The sequence below is a fragment of the Flavobacterium branchiicola genome (assembly GCF_018383905.1).
Taxonomy (GTDB): Bacteria; Bacteroidota; Bacteroidia; order Flavobacteriales; family Flavobacteriaceae; genus Flavobacterium; species Flavobacterium branchiicola.
This window is the reverse complement of sequence record NZ_JAGYWA010000006.1, coordinates 255943-274977: the sequence shown is the minus strand read 5'-3', so window position 1 is coordinate 274977 and position 19035 is coordinate 255943. Positions and strand designations below refer to the sequence as shown.

19 protein-coding genes are annotated in these 19035 nt (G+C 32.4%); 15 read left to right on the top strand and 4 right to left on the bottom strand.

Going from position 1 to position 19035, the window contains the following annotated elements; all coding sequences use genetic code 11:
- Positions 1-32: 32 nt before the first annotated feature.
- Together ribH and KHA98_RS16480 are read right to left on the bottom strand one after the other, a co-directional pair.
- Complete coding sequence (gene ribH, locus KHA98_RS16485) at positions 33-605, bottom strand: 6,7-dimethyl-8-ribityllumazine synthase (protein ID WP_213258998.1); 573 nt, start codon at positions 603-605, stop codon at positions 33-35.
- A gap of 74 nt (positions 606-679) precedes the next feature.
- Positions 680-1459 carry a tetratricopeptide repeat protein gene (locus KHA98_RS16480; RefSeq protein ID WP_213258997.1) on the bottom strand — a complete coding sequence of 260 codons (780 nt, stop codon included), beginning with the start codon at positions 1457-1459 and terminating at the stop codon, positions 680-682.
- A gap of 239 nt (positions 1460-1698) precedes the next feature.
- On the opposite strand from KHA98_RS16480, the gene recF reads away from it, so the two are divergent.
- The 4 genes from recF (at position 1699) to KHA98_RS16460 (ending at position 5473) form a co-directional block, all read left to right on the top strand.
- On the top strand, positions 1699-2778 hold the full coding sequence (recF, locus tag KHA98_RS16475; RefSeq protein WP_213258996.1) for a DNA replication/repair protein RecF: 1080 nt from the start codon (positions 1699-1701) through the stop codon (positions 2776-2778).
- 181 nt (positions 2779-2959) lie between these two features.
- On the top strand, positions 2960-3655 hold the full coding sequence (gene trxA / locus KHA98_RS16470) for a thioredoxin (RefSeq protein WP_213258995.1): 696 nt from the start codon (positions 2960-2962) through the stop codon (positions 3653-3655).
- A gap of 11 nt (positions 3656-3666) precedes the next feature.
- Positions 3667-4344 (top strand): DUF2461 domain-containing protein, encoded by a 678-nt coding sequence (locus KHA98_RS16465; RefSeq protein WP_213258994.1) that lies wholly within the window; start codon positions 3667-3669, stop codon positions 4342-4344.
- A 76-nt stretch (positions 4345-4420) separates the two neighbouring features.
- Positions 4421-5473, top strand: coding sequence for a glycosyltransferase (locus tag KHA98_RS16460; RefSeq protein ID WP_213258993.1), 1053 nt, complete (start codon positions 4421-4423; stop codon positions 5471-5473).
- Positions 5474-5475: 2 nt separating this feature from the next.
- On the opposite strand, the gene KHA98_RS16455 is transcribed toward KHA98_RS16460, so the two are convergent.
- Positions 5476-6222, bottom strand: a complete 747-nt coding sequence (locus KHA98_RS16455; RefSeq protein WP_213258992.1) for a hypothetical protein — start codon at positions 6220-6222, stop codon at positions 5476-5478.
- Positions 6223-6394: 172 nt separating this feature from the next.
- Here KHA98_RS16455 and KHA98_RS16450 point away from each other — a divergent pair, with 172 nt between their 5' ends.
- The 8 genes from KHA98_RS16450 (at position 6395) to KHA98_RS16415 (ending at position 13587) form a co-directional block, all read left to right on the top strand.
- Positions 6395-7498, top strand: coding sequence for a pyridoxal phosphate-dependent aminotransferase (locus KHA98_RS16450; protein ID WP_213258991.1), 1104 nt, complete (start codon positions 6395-6397; stop codon positions 7496-7498).
- A gap of 356 nt (positions 7499-7854) precedes the next feature.
- The gene (gene murB / locus KHA98_RS16445; protein ID WP_213258990.1) at positions 7855-8868 is read left to right on the top strand and encodes a UDP-N-acetylmuramate dehydrogenase; all 1014 of its coding nucleotides are present in this window, start codon (positions 7855-7857) and stop codon (positions 8866-8868) included.
- 61 nt (positions 8869-8929) lie between these two features.
- Positions 8930-9544: an FMN-binding negative transcriptional regulator gene (locus tag KHA98_RS16440; protein ID WP_213258989.1), complete on the top strand. Its 615-nt coding sequence runs from the start codon at positions 8930-8932 to the stop codon at positions 9542-9544.
- 87 nt (positions 9545-9631) lie between these two features.
- Positions 9632-10738: a glycosyltransferase gene (locus KHA98_RS16435; protein ID WP_213258988.1), complete on the top strand. Its 1107-nt coding sequence runs from the start codon at positions 9632-9634 to the stop codon at positions 10736-10738.
- On the top strand, positions 10729-11280 hold the full coding sequence (locus KHA98_RS16430; protein WP_213258987.1) for an RNA polymerase sigma factor: 552 nt from the start codon (positions 10729-10731) through the stop codon (positions 11278-11280). The genes KHA98_RS16435 and KHA98_RS16430 overlap by 10 nt, the downstream gene beginning before the upstream one ends.
- 156 nt (positions 11281-11436) lie before the next feature.
- The gene (locus KHA98_RS16425; RefSeq protein WP_213258986.1) at positions 11437-12255 is read left to right on the top strand and encodes an energy transducer TonB; all 819 of its coding nucleotides are present in this window, start codon (positions 11437-11439) and stop codon (positions 12253-12255) included.
- 145 nt (positions 12256-12400) lie between these two features.
- Positions 12401-13129: a DUF4184 family protein gene (locus KHA98_RS16420; RefSeq protein ID WP_213258985.1), complete on the top strand. Its 729-nt coding sequence runs from the start codon at positions 12401-12403 to the stop codon at positions 13127-13129.
- A 77-nt stretch (positions 13130-13206) separates the two neighbouring features.
- Entirely contained in the window at positions 13207-13587 is a 381-nt protein-coding gene (locus KHA98_RS16415) for a PH domain-containing protein (RefSeq protein ID WP_213258984.1), read from the top strand.
- A gap of 61 nt (positions 13588-13648) precedes the next feature.
- Here KHA98_RS16415 and KHA98_RS16410 read toward each other — a convergent pair whose 3' ends face one another.
- Positions 13649-14524 carry a M48 family metalloprotease gene (locus KHA98_RS16410; RefSeq protein WP_213258983.1) on the bottom strand — a complete coding sequence of 292 codons (876 nt, stop codon included), beginning with the start codon at positions 14522-14524 and terminating at the stop codon, positions 13649-13651.
- Positions 14525-14851: 327 nt separating this feature from the next.
- Between KHA98_RS16410 and lipA the strand changes: the two genes are divergently transcribed.
- The 3 genes from lipA (at position 14852) to KHA98_RS16395 (ending at position 19020) form a co-directional block, all read left to right on the top strand.
- Positions 14852-15718, top strand: coding sequence for a lipoyl synthase (gene lipA / locus KHA98_RS16405; protein ID WP_213258982.1), 867 nt, complete (start codon positions 14852-14854; stop codon positions 15716-15718).
- A gap of 103 nt (positions 15719-15821) precedes the next feature.
- Complete coding sequence (gene gap / locus KHA98_RS16400) at positions 15822-16820, top strand: type I glyceraldehyde-3-phosphate dehydrogenase (RefSeq protein WP_213258981.1); 999 nt, start codon at positions 15822-15824, stop codon at positions 16818-16820.
- Between the two features lie 25 nt (positions 16821-16845).
- Complete coding sequence (locus KHA98_RS16395; RefSeq protein WP_213258980.1) at positions 16846-19020, top strand: tetratricopeptide repeat-containing hybrid sensor histidine kinase/response regulator; 2175 nt, start codon at positions 16846-16848, stop codon at positions 19018-19020.
- Positions 19021-19035 lie beyond the last annotated feature (15 nt).

Here is a 19035-nt window from a genome sequence, read left to right as displayed (position 1 = left end):
TATAGGTTTTAATATTTTAAAACAACTATGTTTTATTCGTTTTCTATTTTTCGAGGTGTATCTTCAATCTGAAGCGCACCAGAAGATAATAATGGTTGATTAAACGGATGTGACATTGAAGCTTGTTGACGAATATAGGCCATTTTAATTGCTGCAATTGCCGCTTCAGTACCTTTGTTTCCGTGAATACCTCCACTTCTGTCAATTGACTGTTGCATGTTATTATCTGTTAAGACACAAAAGATAACCGGAATATCCGTTTGAACATTCAGATCTTTAATTCCTTGTGTTACACCTTCGCAAACAAAATCAAAATGTTTTGTTTCTCCCTGAATAACGCAGCCAATTACAATAACCGCATCAACATTCTGGGTTTGCAACATTTTTTTTGCGCCATAGATCAACTCAAAACTTCCCGGAACATTCCAGCGAATAATTTGTTGTGCAGGAACATTACAATCAACCAAAGCCTCAAAAGCTCCATTATAAAGTCCTTCTGTTATCGTTTCGTTCCACTCAGAAACAACAATCCCAAATCGAAAGTCTTTCGCATTTGGGATTGTGTTTTTATCGTATTCTGATAAATTTTTATTTTCAGTAGCCATCTGTATAATTTTTGATTTTAGAATTTAGATTCTTAAATACAAATCTACAATCTTAAATCTAAAGTCTAAAATTTTTATTGTGCTAATCCGATCAAAGCATCAACAGAAGCAGCTTCCGGAGTTCCATCGAAATTATCTTTAATATCTGTTAAATACTTTAAAGCATCTTCTTTTTGACCTAATGCAAGAGCAGTTTTACCAGCTTTCAATAAGAAGCGAGGTGTTGTAAAGTCATTTTTGTTAGACTCAGCTGCTTTTACATAATACTCTAAAGCTTCTTTTTGTTGGTTTTTTTGAGAATAAGCATCTCCAATTGCACCTTTTGATAAAGCACTTAAAATCATATCTTCAGATTTGAAGTTTCCTAAGTATTTAATTGCATCATCAAATTTACCTGTATTCAAATATGCCATACCAGCATAGTAATTTGCTAAATTTCCAGCATCTGTTCCAGAGTACTCGTCAGCAATTTTAATAAATCCGAATTTACCTTCAGAACCATTTAAAGCCAATTTATACAATGAATCACTTGCTACACCATCAACCGCTTTTTGAAAGTTTTGCTGAGCAACAAACATTTCATTTGCAGCTTCGTCTTGTTTAGGAGTTTCAATAAATTTTTGGTAAGCCAAATAACCAATAGTAGCAACTGCAATACCAGCAACTAAACCAATAATGATTTTTTGATTTTTAGCAACCCAATCCTCAGTTCTTGAAGCAGTTTCATCTAATTTCGAAAAAACCTCAGCAGTTCTGCTGTCTTTTTCGTCAATAATTACCTGTTGTTCTTCTGAAACTTCTTTTACTTCCTTCTCTTTCGGTGCTTTATATCCTCTTTTATTGTAAGTAGCCATTTAAAATTAATTTAGTGAACGGCAAAAATAAAATTTTTATTGAAACTGAGGTAAAAAAAATCAATTTTATCACTATTTTAAAAAAAATATTTTCAGGAAACCTAACTCCTTTCACATCAGCGTTAAAATAATTCAACTTGAAAGTGCTTAAAATCCCTTTATATCGATAAAATTAGATAATTTTACATCCTTACTTTTACTGTTTCAAAGCAGTAATTTTCCTTTAGAGTTCCTTAAAAATGCATTTAAACAAAATTTCTTTATTCAATTATAAAAATTTCGCCGAGGCTAATTTTGATTTCGACATCAAAATCAATTGTTTTGTTGGTAAAAATGGTATCGGAAAAACCAATGTACTTGATGCTATTTATCATTTGGCGTACGGAAAAAGTTATTTCAATCCCCTTGCCGTTCAGAATATCAAACACGGTGAAGAGTTTTTTGTAATTGATGCCGAATTAGAAAAAAACGAACGAACAGAGCAAATTGTTTGCAGTTTAAAAAAGGGACAAAAGAAAGTTTTAAAGAGAAACGGTAAAGCATACGATAAATTCTCAGATCATATCGGCTTTATTCCGCTTGTAATTATTTCACCTGCCGATCGTGATTTAATTGTTGAAGGAAGCGAAACACGCCGAAAGTTTATGGATAGTGTTATTTCGCAATTAGACTCAACCTATCTGCATCAGCTTATTCAATATCAAAAAGTAATTGTACAACGAAATGCCCTTTTGAAGTATTTTGCGCTTAATCATACTTTTGATAATGATACCTTATCTATATATAATGAGCAATTGAATGAATATGGTAAATCGATCTTTGAAAAACGAAAAGATTTTCTGGAACAATTTATCCCAATTTTCAACACACATCATCACGCCATAACGGGATCTGAAGAAAAGGTACAATTGGTTTACGAAAGTCATTTATTTGAAAAAGACCTTTTAACGCTTCTTCAGGAAAGTATTAATAAGGACAGAGCTTTGCATTATACAAGTTCCGGAATTCATAAAGATGATCTTTCTTTTGAAATTGATTCGCATCCTATTAAAAAATTTGGTTCGCAAGGACAGCAAAAATCATTTTTGATTGCTTTAAAACTGGCTCAATTTGAATTCTTAAAAAAACAAAGTGGCGTAAAACCTATTTTATTATTTGATGATATTTTTGACAAACTGGACGAAACCCGTGTTGCCAAAATTGTAGAAATGGTAAACAGTGAAACTTTTGGACAGCTTTTTATTTCAGACACACATCCGGAACGTACGGAAGCGATTGTAAAATCGACACATCAGAGTTATAAAATATTCAATCTGTAAAGTTTTTATTTGCCACTAATTCCGCTAATTTTCACTAATTTTCTTCCTTTTTTAGAGGCCGTAAGAATGAATTTCAATCTCTAAAACCATTTAATTCGCGCCAATTCGTGTAATTCGTGGCGAATCAACTATATAAATCGAAAAATCATTATTTTAGCCGTACTATTTTAAATTTAGCTTCATGAAATTCTCTACGATTGTACCTTTACTCCTTTTCACTTTTTTAGTTGCCTGTAATAATCAAACAACAAAACCATTTGAGTCTATTGCTCCAAAAGAATTTGCAGAAAAAATAAAAACGACTCAAAACCCACAAATTTTAGACGTTAGAACTGCTGATGAATTTGAATCTGAACACCTTAAAAATGCAGTAAATTTAAACTGGAATGGCGAAGATTTCGATTCTAAAGCCGAAGCTTATGACAAATCTAAACCTGTTTTTGTATATTGTTTAAGTGGCGGAAGAAGTAAAAAAGCGGCCACAAAGCTAAAAGAATTAGGTTTTACAACTGTTTACGAATTAGACGGAGGAATTATGAACTGGACGGGAGAAGTTTCTGGCGCACCGACAACAGATACCGGAATGACAATAAATGAGTTTAATGATTTATTAAAAACAGACAAAAAAGTACTCATTGATTTTTATGCGGAATGGTGCGGACCTTGTAAACAAATGGAACCGTTTCTTTTAAAACTACAAAAGGAAATGGCAGACAAAGTAACTATAATCAGAATTGATGTTGATAAAAACAAAGCTCTGGCAACAGAACTAAAAGTGGATCAGCTTCCTACTTTAATATTATATAAAAACAAAACCACAGAATGGAAAACGGTTGGTTTTGTGAGTGAAGAGAATTTAAAAAAACAACTGCAATAAATTAAGGAATTATGATTACGAAAGAATCATTGCAATTTTTAGACGATTTAAAAAAGAACAACAATCGCGAGTGGTTTCAGGACAACAAGAAACGATACGAAATCTTCAAAAAAGATTACCATCAACTGGTAAGCGATTTTCTGGATGTAATGCGACCTCTTGATCCTTCATTAGAATTATTGGAAGTTAAAAACTGCACCTTCAGAATTAATCGTGACATTCGTTTTTCTAAAGACAAATCACCATATAAAGCACATTTGGGCGTTTGGATGTCAAGCGGAATTAAAGGTTTGAATCGTGCGGGATATTATGTCCACATCGAAAAAGGAGCGAGTTTTATTGCCGGTGGTTTTTATTCTCCGGAATCGGAAGACTTAAAGAAAGTTCGTAAAGAAATTGCTTTTTTTTATGAAGATCTGGAAGAAATTTTAAACAATAAAAATTTCAAAAAAGAATTCGGAAGTTTAGATATCAATGAAAACAACTCCCTTAAAAGCATGCCGCGTGGTTACGAAAAAGACCATCCTGCAATTGAATTCTTAAAATTGAAGAGTTTTACGGCAACTCAAAAATATGATATTTCTGAAGTTACTCAGAAAGATTTTGTCTCAAAAATGAGTCAAAAATTAATTGCGCTAAAACCATTAAACGAATTCATCAATCGCGCTTTAGATACTGAAGAATTTTAGAAAAAGATAATCGCCACGAATTCACGAATTGATTTTAAATAATTCGTGAATTCGTGGCGGAAAAATATATAATTAAATGAGCAGAAAAATACTTTTTCTTGGAGAATCTTACCGTGCCGATGCGATAACCTGGATGAAAGGTTTGAAAGAATTTGGCGATTTTGAAATTATTACGTGGGAACTTCAGACCTCAAATAATTCAAGATTCAAACGTATTTTAGAATATTTTTTTGCTCCGCTTTCTATTCGAAAAATAATCAAAAAAGAAAAACCGGATATGGTTATTGCCGAAAGAACCACAAGTTATGGCTTTCTTGCTGCAATATCCGGATCTAAAACCATTGCCATTGCACAACAAGGCAGAACCGATTTATGGCCGGAAGATTCCGCTTTATATCCTTTCAAAAAATTTATTCAGAAACATGCTTTCAAAAAAGCACATTTAATTCATGCCTGGGGTCCTGTAATGACTATTTCGATGAAAGCAATTGGGGTTGATATGAATAAAGTTCTCGTGCTCCCAAAAGGAATTGATCTTTCTATCTTTACGCCTTCAACAAATAATTCAGATAAAATTGAAGCTATTGTAACCCGTTCGCTTCAGCCTGAATACCGACATGATTCTATTTTAAAAGCTTTCGGAATTTTGAATCAAAAAGGAATTGATTTTTCTCTAACAATTGTCGGAGACGGAACAAGACTACCTTATTTAAAAGCTTTAGCCGCAGAACTTCAAATTGAAAATAAAGTAATTTTTACGGGAAGAATTCCTAATACAGAACTTCCGCGATTACTTCAACAATCAAATGTTTACATCAGCATGCCAATTACCGAAGGTGTTTCGGCTTCTTTATTTGAAGCTATGGCTTGTAATTGTTATCCTGTAGTTTCTGATCTTCCAGGAAATCAAAGCTGGATTAACCATCGCGAAAACGGTCAGTTAATTGAAATTGACAATATCGAAATGCTGGCTGAAGAATTAATCTGGTCTTTTGAAAACGCCGACTCCCGAAATGAAGCAATTATTAGAAATAGAAAATTTGTTGAGGAAAATGCGAATTATGATATTAATATGAAGGTTATCTCAGACAAGTATCATGAACTATTAAATTCACCAACAATAAAATAGTCTTAGCCTTTATTCTTCGGATAAGCTAAAGACACTTTTTTACGATAAGAATCATAAACTACATAATAAAATTCTTTATTATCCTGCAAAATTATAAAATCGCCTGAATCTCTTTTCGTAGAAAAAGCAACTTTGCAATTAGATAAATCAATGTGCTTTTTAGAATCAACACAATCGTTTATAATTTCTTGTAGATTGCTGCCATTTGTATTTTGCCATACGTAATCATACTTTTTCCACGCTTTGTAAAAATCATAAGTCAACTGATTGTAAAGCATTTTATCTTTATCATCCTGCAAAATTCCATTGCTTGAAATCAATCGAACCGCCTCTTCTCCTTCTTTATAAATGTAAAAGATTCCCAAATCTTTAATAAATTCTTCTTTATTTACTTTTTTCATCCCGCACATTAGACCCGAAAAACCAACATCGTTCACAATTATACGCACATGATCACTATCGATTAACGTATATGTTCCTGATGTAGAAACAAAACAATCATTAAGACATTGCAGTGATTCTCCACATAAAAAAGTACTATTTGAATTGAATGTTACATGACGACCATAATTAGATTCTTTCTCTTTTACCAAAGAATAGTCGCCAACATCTGAATATCCAATTATATTCTTCGTTGACCATTTTCCTTCAATAACACTTTGTGAAAACAATATTGATGGAACAAGAATCAAAAAAAGAATTACGATATACTTTTTCAAACGTAGCTCATTGTGTTTTTTAAGAAGCATAATCTACAATTTTAGAATTATTAAATCTTTAGAATTCAATTTAAACCTATCAAATATAAAGTTTAATATTTAATGTCTGTTTATAATTGTAAATAGAAAACCAAAACGTAACTTTTTTCCAATCCTTACGACTTACTATTTAAAGAATTATTTAATTTAATCTTAAAGGAATATGAATAACAGAAGAAATTGGTTAAAACAAGTAGGTTTAGGCACATTAGGATTAGGAATTATTCCTTTTGAAACTTTTGCAAATTCAGAGACAACCGAATATATTTTACCTGATATAGACAAGTCACCTATATTATTAAGGTCAAATGAAAATCCTTATGCCCCTTCCCCACTCGCTATAACTGCGATGTCAAAAAGTATAAATTTGAGCAATCGTTATGGTTGGGATCTTTTACCACAACTCATTTCTGCTGTTGCTAAAAAAAATAATGTTTCGGATGCTAATATTTTATTAGGAGCCGGCTCAACAGAGATTTTAGACTTGGTTCTTCAATATACCGCCTTAAAAAAAGGTAATTTCATAACCGCAGAAACCACTTTTGATTACTGGACATTTCCTGCTGATAAATTAGGGTTTAAAAAAATAACCGTTCCATTAACGACAGACAAAAAACATAATCTAACAGCCATGTTAGAGGCAATCGATGCAGACACAAAAATGGTCTACATTTGTAATCCCAATAACCCGACCGGCACCATTTGCGAAAGAGAAAAACTAGTCTCTTTTATAAATGAAGCAACCAAAAAAACAATTGTTTTTGTTGATGAAGCTTATATCGATTTTACAAAAGAACAATCTTTAAGCAATCTGGTTACCGTAAACAAAAATTTAATTATCACCAAAACTTTTTCTAAAATGTACGGTTTAGCGGGGGCACGTGTAGGTTATGCCGTGGCACACGCATCAACAATTGAGGAACTTTCTATTTTAAAATCATCTCCAAATTTATCGGTTAGTGTTGTATCTGCGGCAGCTGCAATGGCATCGCTACAAGATGAAGCCTTTGTACAAAAAGTACATTCTTTAACCGAAGAAGTAAAAAAATATACTATTGATCAACTCACCAAACTAAATTTAAAGTGCATTCCTTCTTACTCCAATTTCGTTTATTTCTCTTTGGATAATTATAAAAAAGAGTATTTCAAGCAATTGGAAAATCACAATATACAAGGAACCAAAATTTATGAAGAAAATGGAAAATGGACCAGAATTACAATAGGCACAATGAAAGACATGCAGCAATTTATAGCGGCCATAAAATAAAAATCGGAATCAAAATCTGCTTAATATCTTTGAGATTCTTTTTTTGACTGTTTGATTGCTTATTATTTTAACCCGTTGGGTGCAATTAAAAAACACTCTTTTAACACATAGAAACATAGCTTTTTTGTCTCTAAAAAGGCGTTTCACTTGCATTAACAAACATAGCTATGTGTTAGAAACTAGTTTCTTTTTAAAATCTTTTTAGTGATAGGTAAGATGATCTATGTTTCTATGTGTTAAAAAACAATTATACCCGACGGGTTATTTTACAGAAATTCGATCCAACTAAATTATAATTCTTACTTTTGATCCCAGAATTTTCCCGAGATTTCGGGGATATAAAAAGCCTTTTATTTATGGAAATCCAATCCAATTTTTCTTTAAAAAAACACAATACTTTTGGCATTGAAGCCAGTGCAAAACAATTCGTTGCAGTTCACTCAATTACAGAATTAAAAACGATTTTGTCAGCAAACAAAAATGAGCAAAAATTCATTTTAGGCGGCGGAAGTAATATGCTTTTAACCAAAGATATCGACGCTTTGGTTATTCACATTGACTTAAAAGGCAAAAAAGCGATTAAAGAAGATGAAGATTTTGTCTGGGTTGAAAGTCAGGCGGGAGAAACCTGGCATGATTTCGTGCTTTGGACAATTGATCAGAATTTTGGTGGTTTAGAAAACATGTCTTTGATTCCGGGAAATGTTGGTACAACTCCGGTTCAGAACATTGGCGCTTACGGAACAGAGATTAAAGACACTTTTGTTTCTTGTGAGGCAATGAACATTGCAACTCAGGAAATGAAAACGTTCACAAATACAGAATGTAATTTTGGCTACCGCGAAAGCATTTTTAAACATGAAGCAAAAGATCAGTTTATTATCACTTCGGTTATTTTTAAACTGACCAAACGCAATCATAAAATCAATACCTCTTACGGAGATATTTTGGCTGAATTAGCAAAAAACAACATCACAGAACCTACATTAAAAGATGTTAGCAACGCTGTAATTGCAATTAGACAAAGTAAATTACCAGATCCAAAAGAATTAGGAAACAGTGGAAGTTTTTTTAAAAACCCAATATTACTGAAATCTGATTTTGAAAAAATTCATCAAAAATTTCCTGAAATGAAATATTATGAAGTTTCAGAAACCGAAGTAAAGGTTCCTGCGGGATGGCTTATTGAACAAGCTGGTTTTAAAGGAAAACGTTTTGGTGACGCCGGAGTGCATAAAAATCAAGCTTTGGTTTTAGTAAATTACGGCAATGCAACGGGACAAGAAATTCTTGCTGTTTCCAGAGAAGTTCAAAAAACAGTTTTTGAAACTTTCGGAATTCATATTGAAGCGGAAGTGAATGTGATCTAACTAAAGTTTTAAAAACTTTGAACCTTTGTTTCTTTGAGCCTTTGAACCTAAAAAAGAAAAAATGTACACACCAGATTTATACAAAAACGAAAATCAGGAAAAAATCAAAACTTTTCTAAAAGAAAACAGTTTTGGAATCCTGATTAATCAGACTAACGGAAAATTATGTGCTACACATATTCCGATAGAATTAGAAAAAAATGCTAATGGAAAAGAAATTCTTCAGGGACATATTTCTAAACTGAATCCGCAAGCTGAAGGTTTTAGAGAAAATGATCAGGTTTTGGCTGTTTTTACAGGACCGCATTCCTATATTTCTTCGTCATGGTACGATCACGAAAATGTACCTACATGGAATTATATAGCCGTACATGTTTATGGCAGAATTAAAATTGTTGATCATGAAACTACTGTAGAACAATTAAAAAAACTGGTCGATAAATATGAAGCCACGTCTGAGAATCCTGTTCGTGTAGAAGATTTATCAACCAAAACAATGCGTGAAGCAAGAGGTATATTTGGTTTTGAAATTGAAATTGAAGAGATTCAGGCCACCAAAAAACTCTCACAAAACCGCGACGATCATAATTATAAAAACATTATTTCAGAATTAGAAAAAACCGAAAACCCTCAGTCTATTGCCATTGCGAAAGAAATGTCGAAATGCAGAAAGTAAATCGGTTTTAAACATTGAAAATAAGAAATTCTATAGTTACATTTGTTCTCGCAAAATTCAAGAAATTAAACGACACTTAAAATCCAGATGCTTATATTAATATTTTACTTTTTTATTGCTATTGTCTTTATTCAACTTTTCTTCTACTTAGGTATTTTTGGAAAGTTTGCTTTTGCAAAACCTCAGGATGTGAACCCAAAAAACATGCCTGTTTCTGTTATTGTATGCGCAAAAAATGAAGAGGAAAATGTCAAGAAATTTATTCCATTATTAGCAGAACAAAATTACCCTGATTTTGAAATTGTTTTGATTGATGACGCTTCAAGCGATGAAACTTTAGAAGCTTTTGAAGAATTTGAAAAACAATATCCTAACATTCGTTTGGTAAAAGTACAGAACAATGAGGCTTTTTGGGGTAATAAAAAATACGCTTTAACTTTAGGAATTAAGGCTTCAAAAAAAGAATATTTACTTTTTACAGATGCCGATTGTTATCCGACCTCAAAGGAATGGATTACTACAATGACATCGCAATTTAGCTCAGAAAAGACTATTGTTCTGGGTTATGGAGGATATGAAAAAATTGAGCGTTCTTTATTGAATAAACTTATTCGTTTTGAAACTCTTTTAACAGCTGTACAATATTTTTCATGGGCAAAAATTGGCGCTCCATACATGGGCGTTGGCCGAAATTTAGCTTATAAAAAAGAAGAATTCTTTAATGTTAATGGTTTTATCGATCACATTCAGGTTCGTTCCGGTGATGACGATTTGTTTATCAATCAGGCAGCCACTAAAGAAAACACTGCGATTTCTTATGCTCCGGAAGGTTTTACTTACTCAAGGCCTAAAGAATCTTATAAAGAATGGTTTGCTCAAAAAAGAAGACATGTTTCGACTGCAGAGCATTATAAGTTTTTTGACAAAATGCAATTGGGTATTTTTTATACCTCACAATTATTCTTCTTTTTATTAGTTATACTTTTGCTGGCATTCCAATTTGAATGGATTGCCGTGTTAGCAATACTTGCAACAAGATACACTGTCGTATGGATCGTAATTGGTTTTTCGGCTGGAAAATTAAAAGAAAATGATCTTAAAATCTGGTTTCCTGTTGTAGAGATAGTGCTTATATTCACGCAAATTAATATCTTTATAACTAATATTTTTTCAAAACCGGTACATTGGAAATAAATTCTAAAATAGAAAAAGCAAAAAAAGGCGATCAGATCGCCTTTACTTTTTTATTAGATTTTTACTGGAATGAGGTTTACGGCTTCATGCTCAAACGCACTGAAAACGAAACAACTGCCGAAGATATTACCATTGAGACTTTTTCTAAAGCTTTCGACAAAATTGCCACTTACAATTCTGAATTTAAATTCAACACCTGGTTAATCAGCATAGCAAAAAATGTTTATATCGATTTGCTTCGAAAAAAGAAAACCAGTCTTTTTATTGAAATCACTGATAGTGAAGACCAACAGGCATATAATATTGCCGATCCTACTCCATCCGCAGAAGATGCACTAATTAAAGAGCAAAACCTATCCCGCTTGCTTTTGTGCATTAAAGAATTAAAACCACATTATCAGGAAGTCATTCAACTGCGTTACTTTCAGGAGATGTCTTATCATGAAATTGCTACAAAAATCAATGAACCTTTAAGCAATGTAAAGGTAAAGTTACTTCGCGCTAAAAAATTATTAGCAGAAATCATTGAACGTAATAGATAATTTATTATCTTTAAGAATAGATTAAAATATTATCATATTTTTTCTTAAAAAACCAATTATCTAACACACTAAAACAACAACTCCTACGTTGTTTGCTAAAAAACCAATCCTTATCGCGTATGATTTAAAGTTACTTAACCTTAAAACCCAAAAATCATGTCTAAATCAAGCATCTATGAAAGCAAGTGGACTGACCTTGTTTTCGAAAACAAAAACAAAGAATACGGTGCGTATCAATTACGCCAGGAGAATTCTAAAACAACAATTACCGCACTGTTTATGGGGTTGTTACTGTTGGCAGCCTTAGGAAGCGTGTCGATGCTGATTAATAAACTTAGGACTGTAGATCCTGTAGAAAATGTTCCAGACGTAATACCTGAAGTAATTACTCCTGTTGATTTAACACCATATGTTGAACCTCAAAAAGCAGAACCAGTACTTCCAGTACAAGAAAGCGCTCCAGCGGTTGTTACAACATCAAGTCAATTATCAAATCCGGTAGTAAGTCATACTGACGAAGCAGTTCAGGAAATTTCAACCAACAAAGAAAATACTCCTGTAGTTGAAAATGCAACAGGAAATGGAACTGTTGTTAATCCAATACCAACTACTGGTGGCGGTGGAGAAGTTGCTCCTACTCTAAACACTAATGAACCTGTAATTCCGGCTGCATTAGACAAAATGCCAGAGTTTCCAGGCGGAATGAGCAAGTTTTATAGCTATGTAGGAAACAATTTCACAAGACCTGAGTTAGATGTGGAGAGAATCTTAAAAGTATATGTATACTTTGTAATCGAAAAAGATGGTTCTATTACAGATATCATTGTAAAAAATGATCCTGGTTATGGAATGGGTAAAGAAGCTATTAGAGTTTTAAAATCATTAAAAACAAAATGGAGCCCGGGAATACTAAACGGAAAACCAGTAAGAACAGCTTACAATCTTCCGATAACAATACAAACACAACCGGAATAACAATAATCAAAAAAGCAGAATCTAAGATTCTGCTTTTTTTTGCATTAATTAAACCAGAAAAACTAAGAAAAATTAAGGCTCAATCTTCATTTATTAATCTAATTTTTAACTTTACACAAAAACTTAAACTTTACTTTTTAATTTAGTGCCTTTTACTTTCTCTCATCCTGCAATAATTTTACCTCTCCACTATTTTCCTAAAAAATGGTTTTCATTGACAGGTCTCATAATTGGCTCTTTAACTCCCGATTTTGAATATTTCATACGAATGAAAGTTAAAAGCATTTACAGCCATACTCTTTTAGGTGTTTTTTGGTTTGATTTACCTCTTGCAATTTTACTGGCATTTATCTTTCATAATATTATCCGTAATGGCTTATTTTCCAATTTACCTGAGATTCTTCAATCGAGAATAAAAATTTTCACGGAATTTGATTGGAATTTCTATTTCAAAAAAAATTGGTTTATAGTACTACTTTCAACTTTATTAGGTATTATTTCACATCTTTTCTGGGATGCTTTCACTCATAATCACGGCTATTTTGTATGTCAAATTTCAGCATTAAAAAACACAATTAGCCTTTACGGTAATGAAATTCCTTTTTGGAAAGCAGCGCAACATTTGAGCACTTTTTTAGGCGGAATATTAATTATTGTCGCAATATTAAAACTACCCAAAAGCACAATTAGTACTTCTACCATCAGCAAAAAATACTGGACTGTCGTTTTTATTACAACTGCTTTAGTTACAACAATAAGATTTTCTCCTTCTTTTGACATAAAGGCAATTGGAAATATTATTGTTTCTATGATCTCTGCCTTTATGATTGCATTAATTTTAAGCCCTTTAATAATTAAACAAAAAGTCAAATAGAAAAATTAACAAAATCACTTACTTTTGCTATACCTAAAAAGACAAAACATTTTACACTAAATTTTAAAACAAAAAAAATGGGAATATTCTCTGCTCTTATGGGCAATGCAGGTACTGTTAGTCAGGAAGATTTACTTAAAAAATACGGTCAGCTTTTAACAGACAACGAACAGGTTGAAATGGGTTTTAAACTAATCCGTGACACTTTTATTTTTACCAATAAAAGATTAATTCTTGTTGATGTACAAGGTATAACAGGCAGTAAAACAGAATACAAATCTATTGCTTACAAGAGTATTACACGTTTTAGTGTTGAAACTGCCGGTACTTTTGATTTGGATGCCGAATTAAAAATCTGGGTTTCGAGCGAAACAAATCCAAGCATTGTAAAACAATTTACTAAATCTGTAAACGTATACGATGTCCAAAAAGTTTTAGCACATCACGTTTTAGGTTAATTATCAGAATAAAAAAAAACGGCAAATTTAGAATTTGCCGTTTTTTTTTATTCTTTAAGTTTTATTTTTTCTTCGTTGTTGTTTTCTTAGTGGTAGTCGCTTTTTTCGTTGTTGTTTTGGTTACCGGAGCTGTATTTACAATTTTTTGCTGTACATAAGGTTTGTACAATCCGTCTTTTTCAGCTCTCTTTTTGGCATCATCCGCTCTTTTCTTAGAATCAGGATGCGAACTCATCATTTGATCAATAAATGACGCTTCTGATCCTTCACTCATTTTTGCCAAAATTCTGAAAGCAGATTCTTCAGCATTTACATCATAACCGTTTTTCTTTAAGAAGTTATAAGAAAACAAATCAGCCTCAGATTCTTGTTTACGGCTGTGTTTACTATCAATCATAGCGCTTCCTATTTTCCCTAACTGACTATCGGTTACAGCAGTAACTTTTGCAGATTGAGAAGAAACACCATCAATCAAAGCTTCTTTTTGATATGCAGCACGCATTGCATCTCTCGAGTCATTGTTTGCAACGTGACCAATCTCATGTCCAATAACTGCCAATAATTCGTTATCATCCATAATATCCATCAAACCTGAATAAACCCTTACACTTCCGTCAGCGGTAGCAAATGCATTCACCTCTTTTACCACATAAACTTTATAATTTAAAGTATAACCTTCACCAGCAGTATATTTTCCAAAAACTCTGTTCAGTCTTAAAGTATAGCCATCATTAGGTCCGGCAATTACATTTGCAGAATCTAATTTTACTACAGCCTGCTTTGATAAAGCAGCAGCATCGGCATTACTAAGCGTAAAACCTGTAATTCCTTTTTGAACCGCTCCCATCGCTTTATCACCTAAATTAATCTGCGCATTCATTTTAGTAAATCCTAATGTTGCGAACAAAACTCCTAAAACTATAAATTTCTTTCTCATGTTTATATTAATTACAATTTAACAACAAATGTACTACATTAAATAAATGAATTCCTTTCAAAAGAGTTCATTTTATAACAAATAAAGATATAAATTTTAAACGATTCAGAGCCAATACAATACCATAATTATAAAAGCAAACCCCAAAAACAACTAAAAATAAATCGTTTAGACTTCTTCCATTTCTAAAAATCAGCTTTTTAACATTTCTACAAAACAATCTTTAAAACAGAAGTTATCAATAAAAAATGGTGCAAAATCTAAATACAATATAAATGAACCTCAAATAAACTACATTCCTTATCTTTGTGTTTTGAATTTTGATATATGGAAACAGTCATTGAAAATATACCAACTGGAAAACCTAAATGGTTAAAAGTAAAACTTCCAATTGGACAAAAATATACTGAACTACGTGGTTTAGTCGATAAATACAGCTTAAACACCATTTGCACCTCAGGAAGTTGCCCAAATATGGGGGAATGTTGGGGAGAAGGGACTGCAACATTTATGATTTTAGGAAATGTTTGCACCCGCTCTTGTGGTTTTTGCGGCGTAAAAACTGGTCGTCCGGAAACTGTAGACTGGGACGAACCTGAAAAAGTTGCTCGCTCAATTAAAATCATGAATATTAAACACGCTGTAATTACTAGTGTTGACAGAGATGATTTGAAAGATGGAGGATCTATTATCTGGATCGAAACTGTAAAAGCAATCCGCAGAATGAACCCAAATACAACTCTGGAAACTTTAATACCTGATTTTCAAGGAATGGAAAGAAACCTTGATAGAATTGTTGAGGCAAATCCTGAAGTAGTTTCTCATAACGTTGAAACCGTACGTCGTTTAACGCGTGAAGTTCGTATTCAGGCAAAATATGATCGTAGTTTAGAGGTTCTTCGTTATTTGAAAGAAAAAGGAATCAACAGAACTAAATCCGGAATTATGCTTGGACTTGGTGAAACTGAAGAAGAGGTTTTCCAGACTATGACAGACTTACGTAATGCAAATGTTGATGTTGTTACTATTGGTCAATACTTACAGCCAAGTAAAAAACATCTTCCTGTAAAAGAATTTATTACTCCGGAGCAATTTGCCAAATACGAACAATTCGGTATAGAATTAGGCTTCCGCCATGTTGAGAGTGGCCCTTTGGTTCGTTCTTCGTACAAAGCACAAAAACATATTTTATAAATTAAGGTTAATTGCTTAATTGTTGAAATCGTTTAATCGCATATACGCTTAACGGTTTAAAACAATTAGACGATTTCAACGATTAAACGAATAAACCAGATAATTGAAAACAAGAATTGCTATAAATGGTTTTGGAAGAATTGGAAGAAATTTATTCCGTTTGCTTTTAAACCATCCAGAAATTGAAGTTGTTGCCATCAACGATATTGCCGATAACAAAACAATGGCACATTTAGTTAAATACGACAGTATTCACGGTGTTTTACCTTTTGAGGTAAGTCATAATGAAGAAAGTATTATAGTGAATAATAAGAGCTTTTTGTTTTTTCATGAAAAAAGTATTTGTAACTTAGACTGGAAAAAGCACAACATTGATTTTGTAATTGAATCAACCGGAAAATACAAAACACATGAAGAGCTAAATGCTCATCTGGAAGCCGGGGCAAAAAAGGTAATTCTTTCGGCTCCTTCAGAAGTTGACACTATTAAAACAATAGTTTTAGGAGTGAATGAAAATATTTTAGACGGAAGTGAAGATATCGTTTCGAATGCAAGTTGTACAACAAACAATGCTGCTCCGATGATAAAAATCATCGATGAACTATGCGGAATCGAGCAAGCATACATTACAACAATACATTCTTTTACAACAGACCAAAGTCTTCATGACCAGCCACATAAGGATTTACGCCGTGCCAGAGGTGCAAGTCAGTCAATTGTTCCAACAACAACTGGTGCAGCTAAGGCATTAACAAAAATTTTTCCTAAATTGCATCAAAAAATCGGAGGTTGTGGTATACGCGTACCTGTTCCCGATGGTTCATTGACAGATATAACCTTTAATGTTAAACGCGCTGTAAGCATAGAAGAAATCAACAAAGCGTTTAAAGAAGCTTCAATTACAAATTTAAAAGGAATACTTGATTACACAGAAGATCCAATCGTTTCTGTTGATATTATTGGCAATACACATTCGTGTTTGTTCGACGCACAACTAACCTCAGTTATAGACAAAATGGTTAAAGTCGTAGGTTGGTACGACAACGAAATAGGTTATTCATCAAGATTAATAGATTTAATTTTACTAATAAGGAAAACATAAATTCATTGTAAAAGCATTGCCATACATGAAATACCACCTTCTTATTCTTGTTTGTTTATTTAATTCATTTTTGTATTCTCAAACTAAAAAGAATACAGATAGTGTTTCCTATTATAATAAACTGGCAAACTCTAACCTTACCAAACAAAAATACAATCAGGCGGTATTTTACACCAAAAAATCCATTGATTTTTGCCAGACCAATAACAAAAGTGAAAATTTAGCCAATCAGACTTTTAAGCTCGGTAAAATTTATTTTAATCAGCAAAAGTATGATGAAGCATTAAAAAACTTTCACAAAAGTGTTTCCTTATTTGACAAAGTAAAACCCACCTGCACAAAAATTTTAGCACTCCATTACATTGGTGCCGCAAATACAGCTCAGGGCAATTTTGAAATTGGCAACATCTATTACAAAAAAGCCGACAACTTACTAAATAAGCTTAAGATTGTTGACCATGCAGAGGTTTTGGATTATCAGAAAGCTATGGCTTTAAAAGCGGGAAAAAATTTACCGCTTGCTGCTAAAACTTTTCAAAAAATACTAAAGAAACCAGACAATCCAAAAAACATTAAAACCAAAACCGATTCCTATTACGAACTTGGTTTAATCGAAACTAAACTTAAAAGAAACGATTCGGCTTTAATTCATTTTGACAATGCTTTAGATTACAGTGAGAAAAACAATAATCTAAATCAAAAATCAAAAATCATTCTGGCCATAAGTCAGTATTATAAAAAGAATAGAAACTTTGATCTTGCCTATTCTTATCTTGATGAGCATTATCAGCTGGAGAATTATATTCTTAAGTTAAAAAATGCCAAACTCGACATGAACGAGTTTGAAAAATTTAAAAAAACACAATCAATAAACAATACGCTTAAACGCGAAAGTGATCAGAAAATCCAGTTAAAAACCTATCGTTATTCAAAACTGGTAAGTATTTTGGCTATTGCCCTTATTTCCATTTTATCACTTCTTAGTCTGGCATTATATAAAAATAATATTATTCGAAATCAGAATAATTTACTTTTAAGAGAAAAGAACAAAGAACTTATTCTCGCTAAAAACAAAGCCGAAAAAGCTTCAAAAGCACGTTCTGAATTCTTATCGACCGTAAGTCACGAACTCCGTACGCCACTTAATGCCATAAACGGAATTACGCATTTACTTCTTGAAGATAATCCTAAAAAAAATCAATTAAAATATTTAGAATCTCTTAAGTTTTCAGGAAATTACCTCACCACATTTATCAATGAAATCCTTGAAATCAACAAAATTGATTCAAGCAAAAGTGAAATTGAAAATATCAGCTTTAACTTAAAAGAGCTTTTAACAAACATTCAAAGTTCCTTAAAGGAATTAGCAACGGCTAACAAAAATTATTTTAATCTTGAAATAGACGAAGCGATTCCTGATTTTTTAATTGGAGATCCAACTAAATTATCTCAAATCATACTTAATTTAATCAACAATGCTTTAAAGTTCACACAGAACGGACATGTGAATGTAATTGCAAAATTGTATGCTCTGGAAGAAGATAATGCTACAGTTTACTTTGAAATTGTAGATACCGGAATCGGAATTCCCGAAGATAAACTACAAACAGTTTTTGAAAGCTTTTCGCAAGGTTCTATTGAAGTAAACAGAAAATATGGCGGAACTGGTTTAGGACTCACAATCGTAAAAAAACTAATCGAACTTTTAGGAGGCGAAATAAAACTAAAAAGTGAGGTTGGTAAAGGTTCTACATTTACATTCAAATTAAATTTCAATATTAATAAAGAACATTTGGAAGTTGTTGAAGAACCAGCAAAATTATACAGCGATAAACAATTACAGCATAAATCAATTTTATTGATTGAGGACAATAAGATCAATCAGATGATTACGCGAAAAATGCTCGAAAACAAAGCAATCGACTGCGAAATAGTTGATAACGGTGAAGAAGCTGTAGAGTTACTAAAAGTAAAACGTTTTGATATGGTTTTAATGGATGTTCATTTACCTGGAATCAACGGAACAACTGCCACTAAACTTATTAGAGAGTTTGACAAAACTACTCCAATTATTGCCTTAACGGCAATTTCACTAGACGAAAATAGAGAAATGCTTTTATCTTTCGGAATGAATGATGTAATCACAAAACCTTTTGTCCCTGACGAATTTTACAGTACTATTGCTAAGTTTTTTGATTGACCTAAGACACTAAGG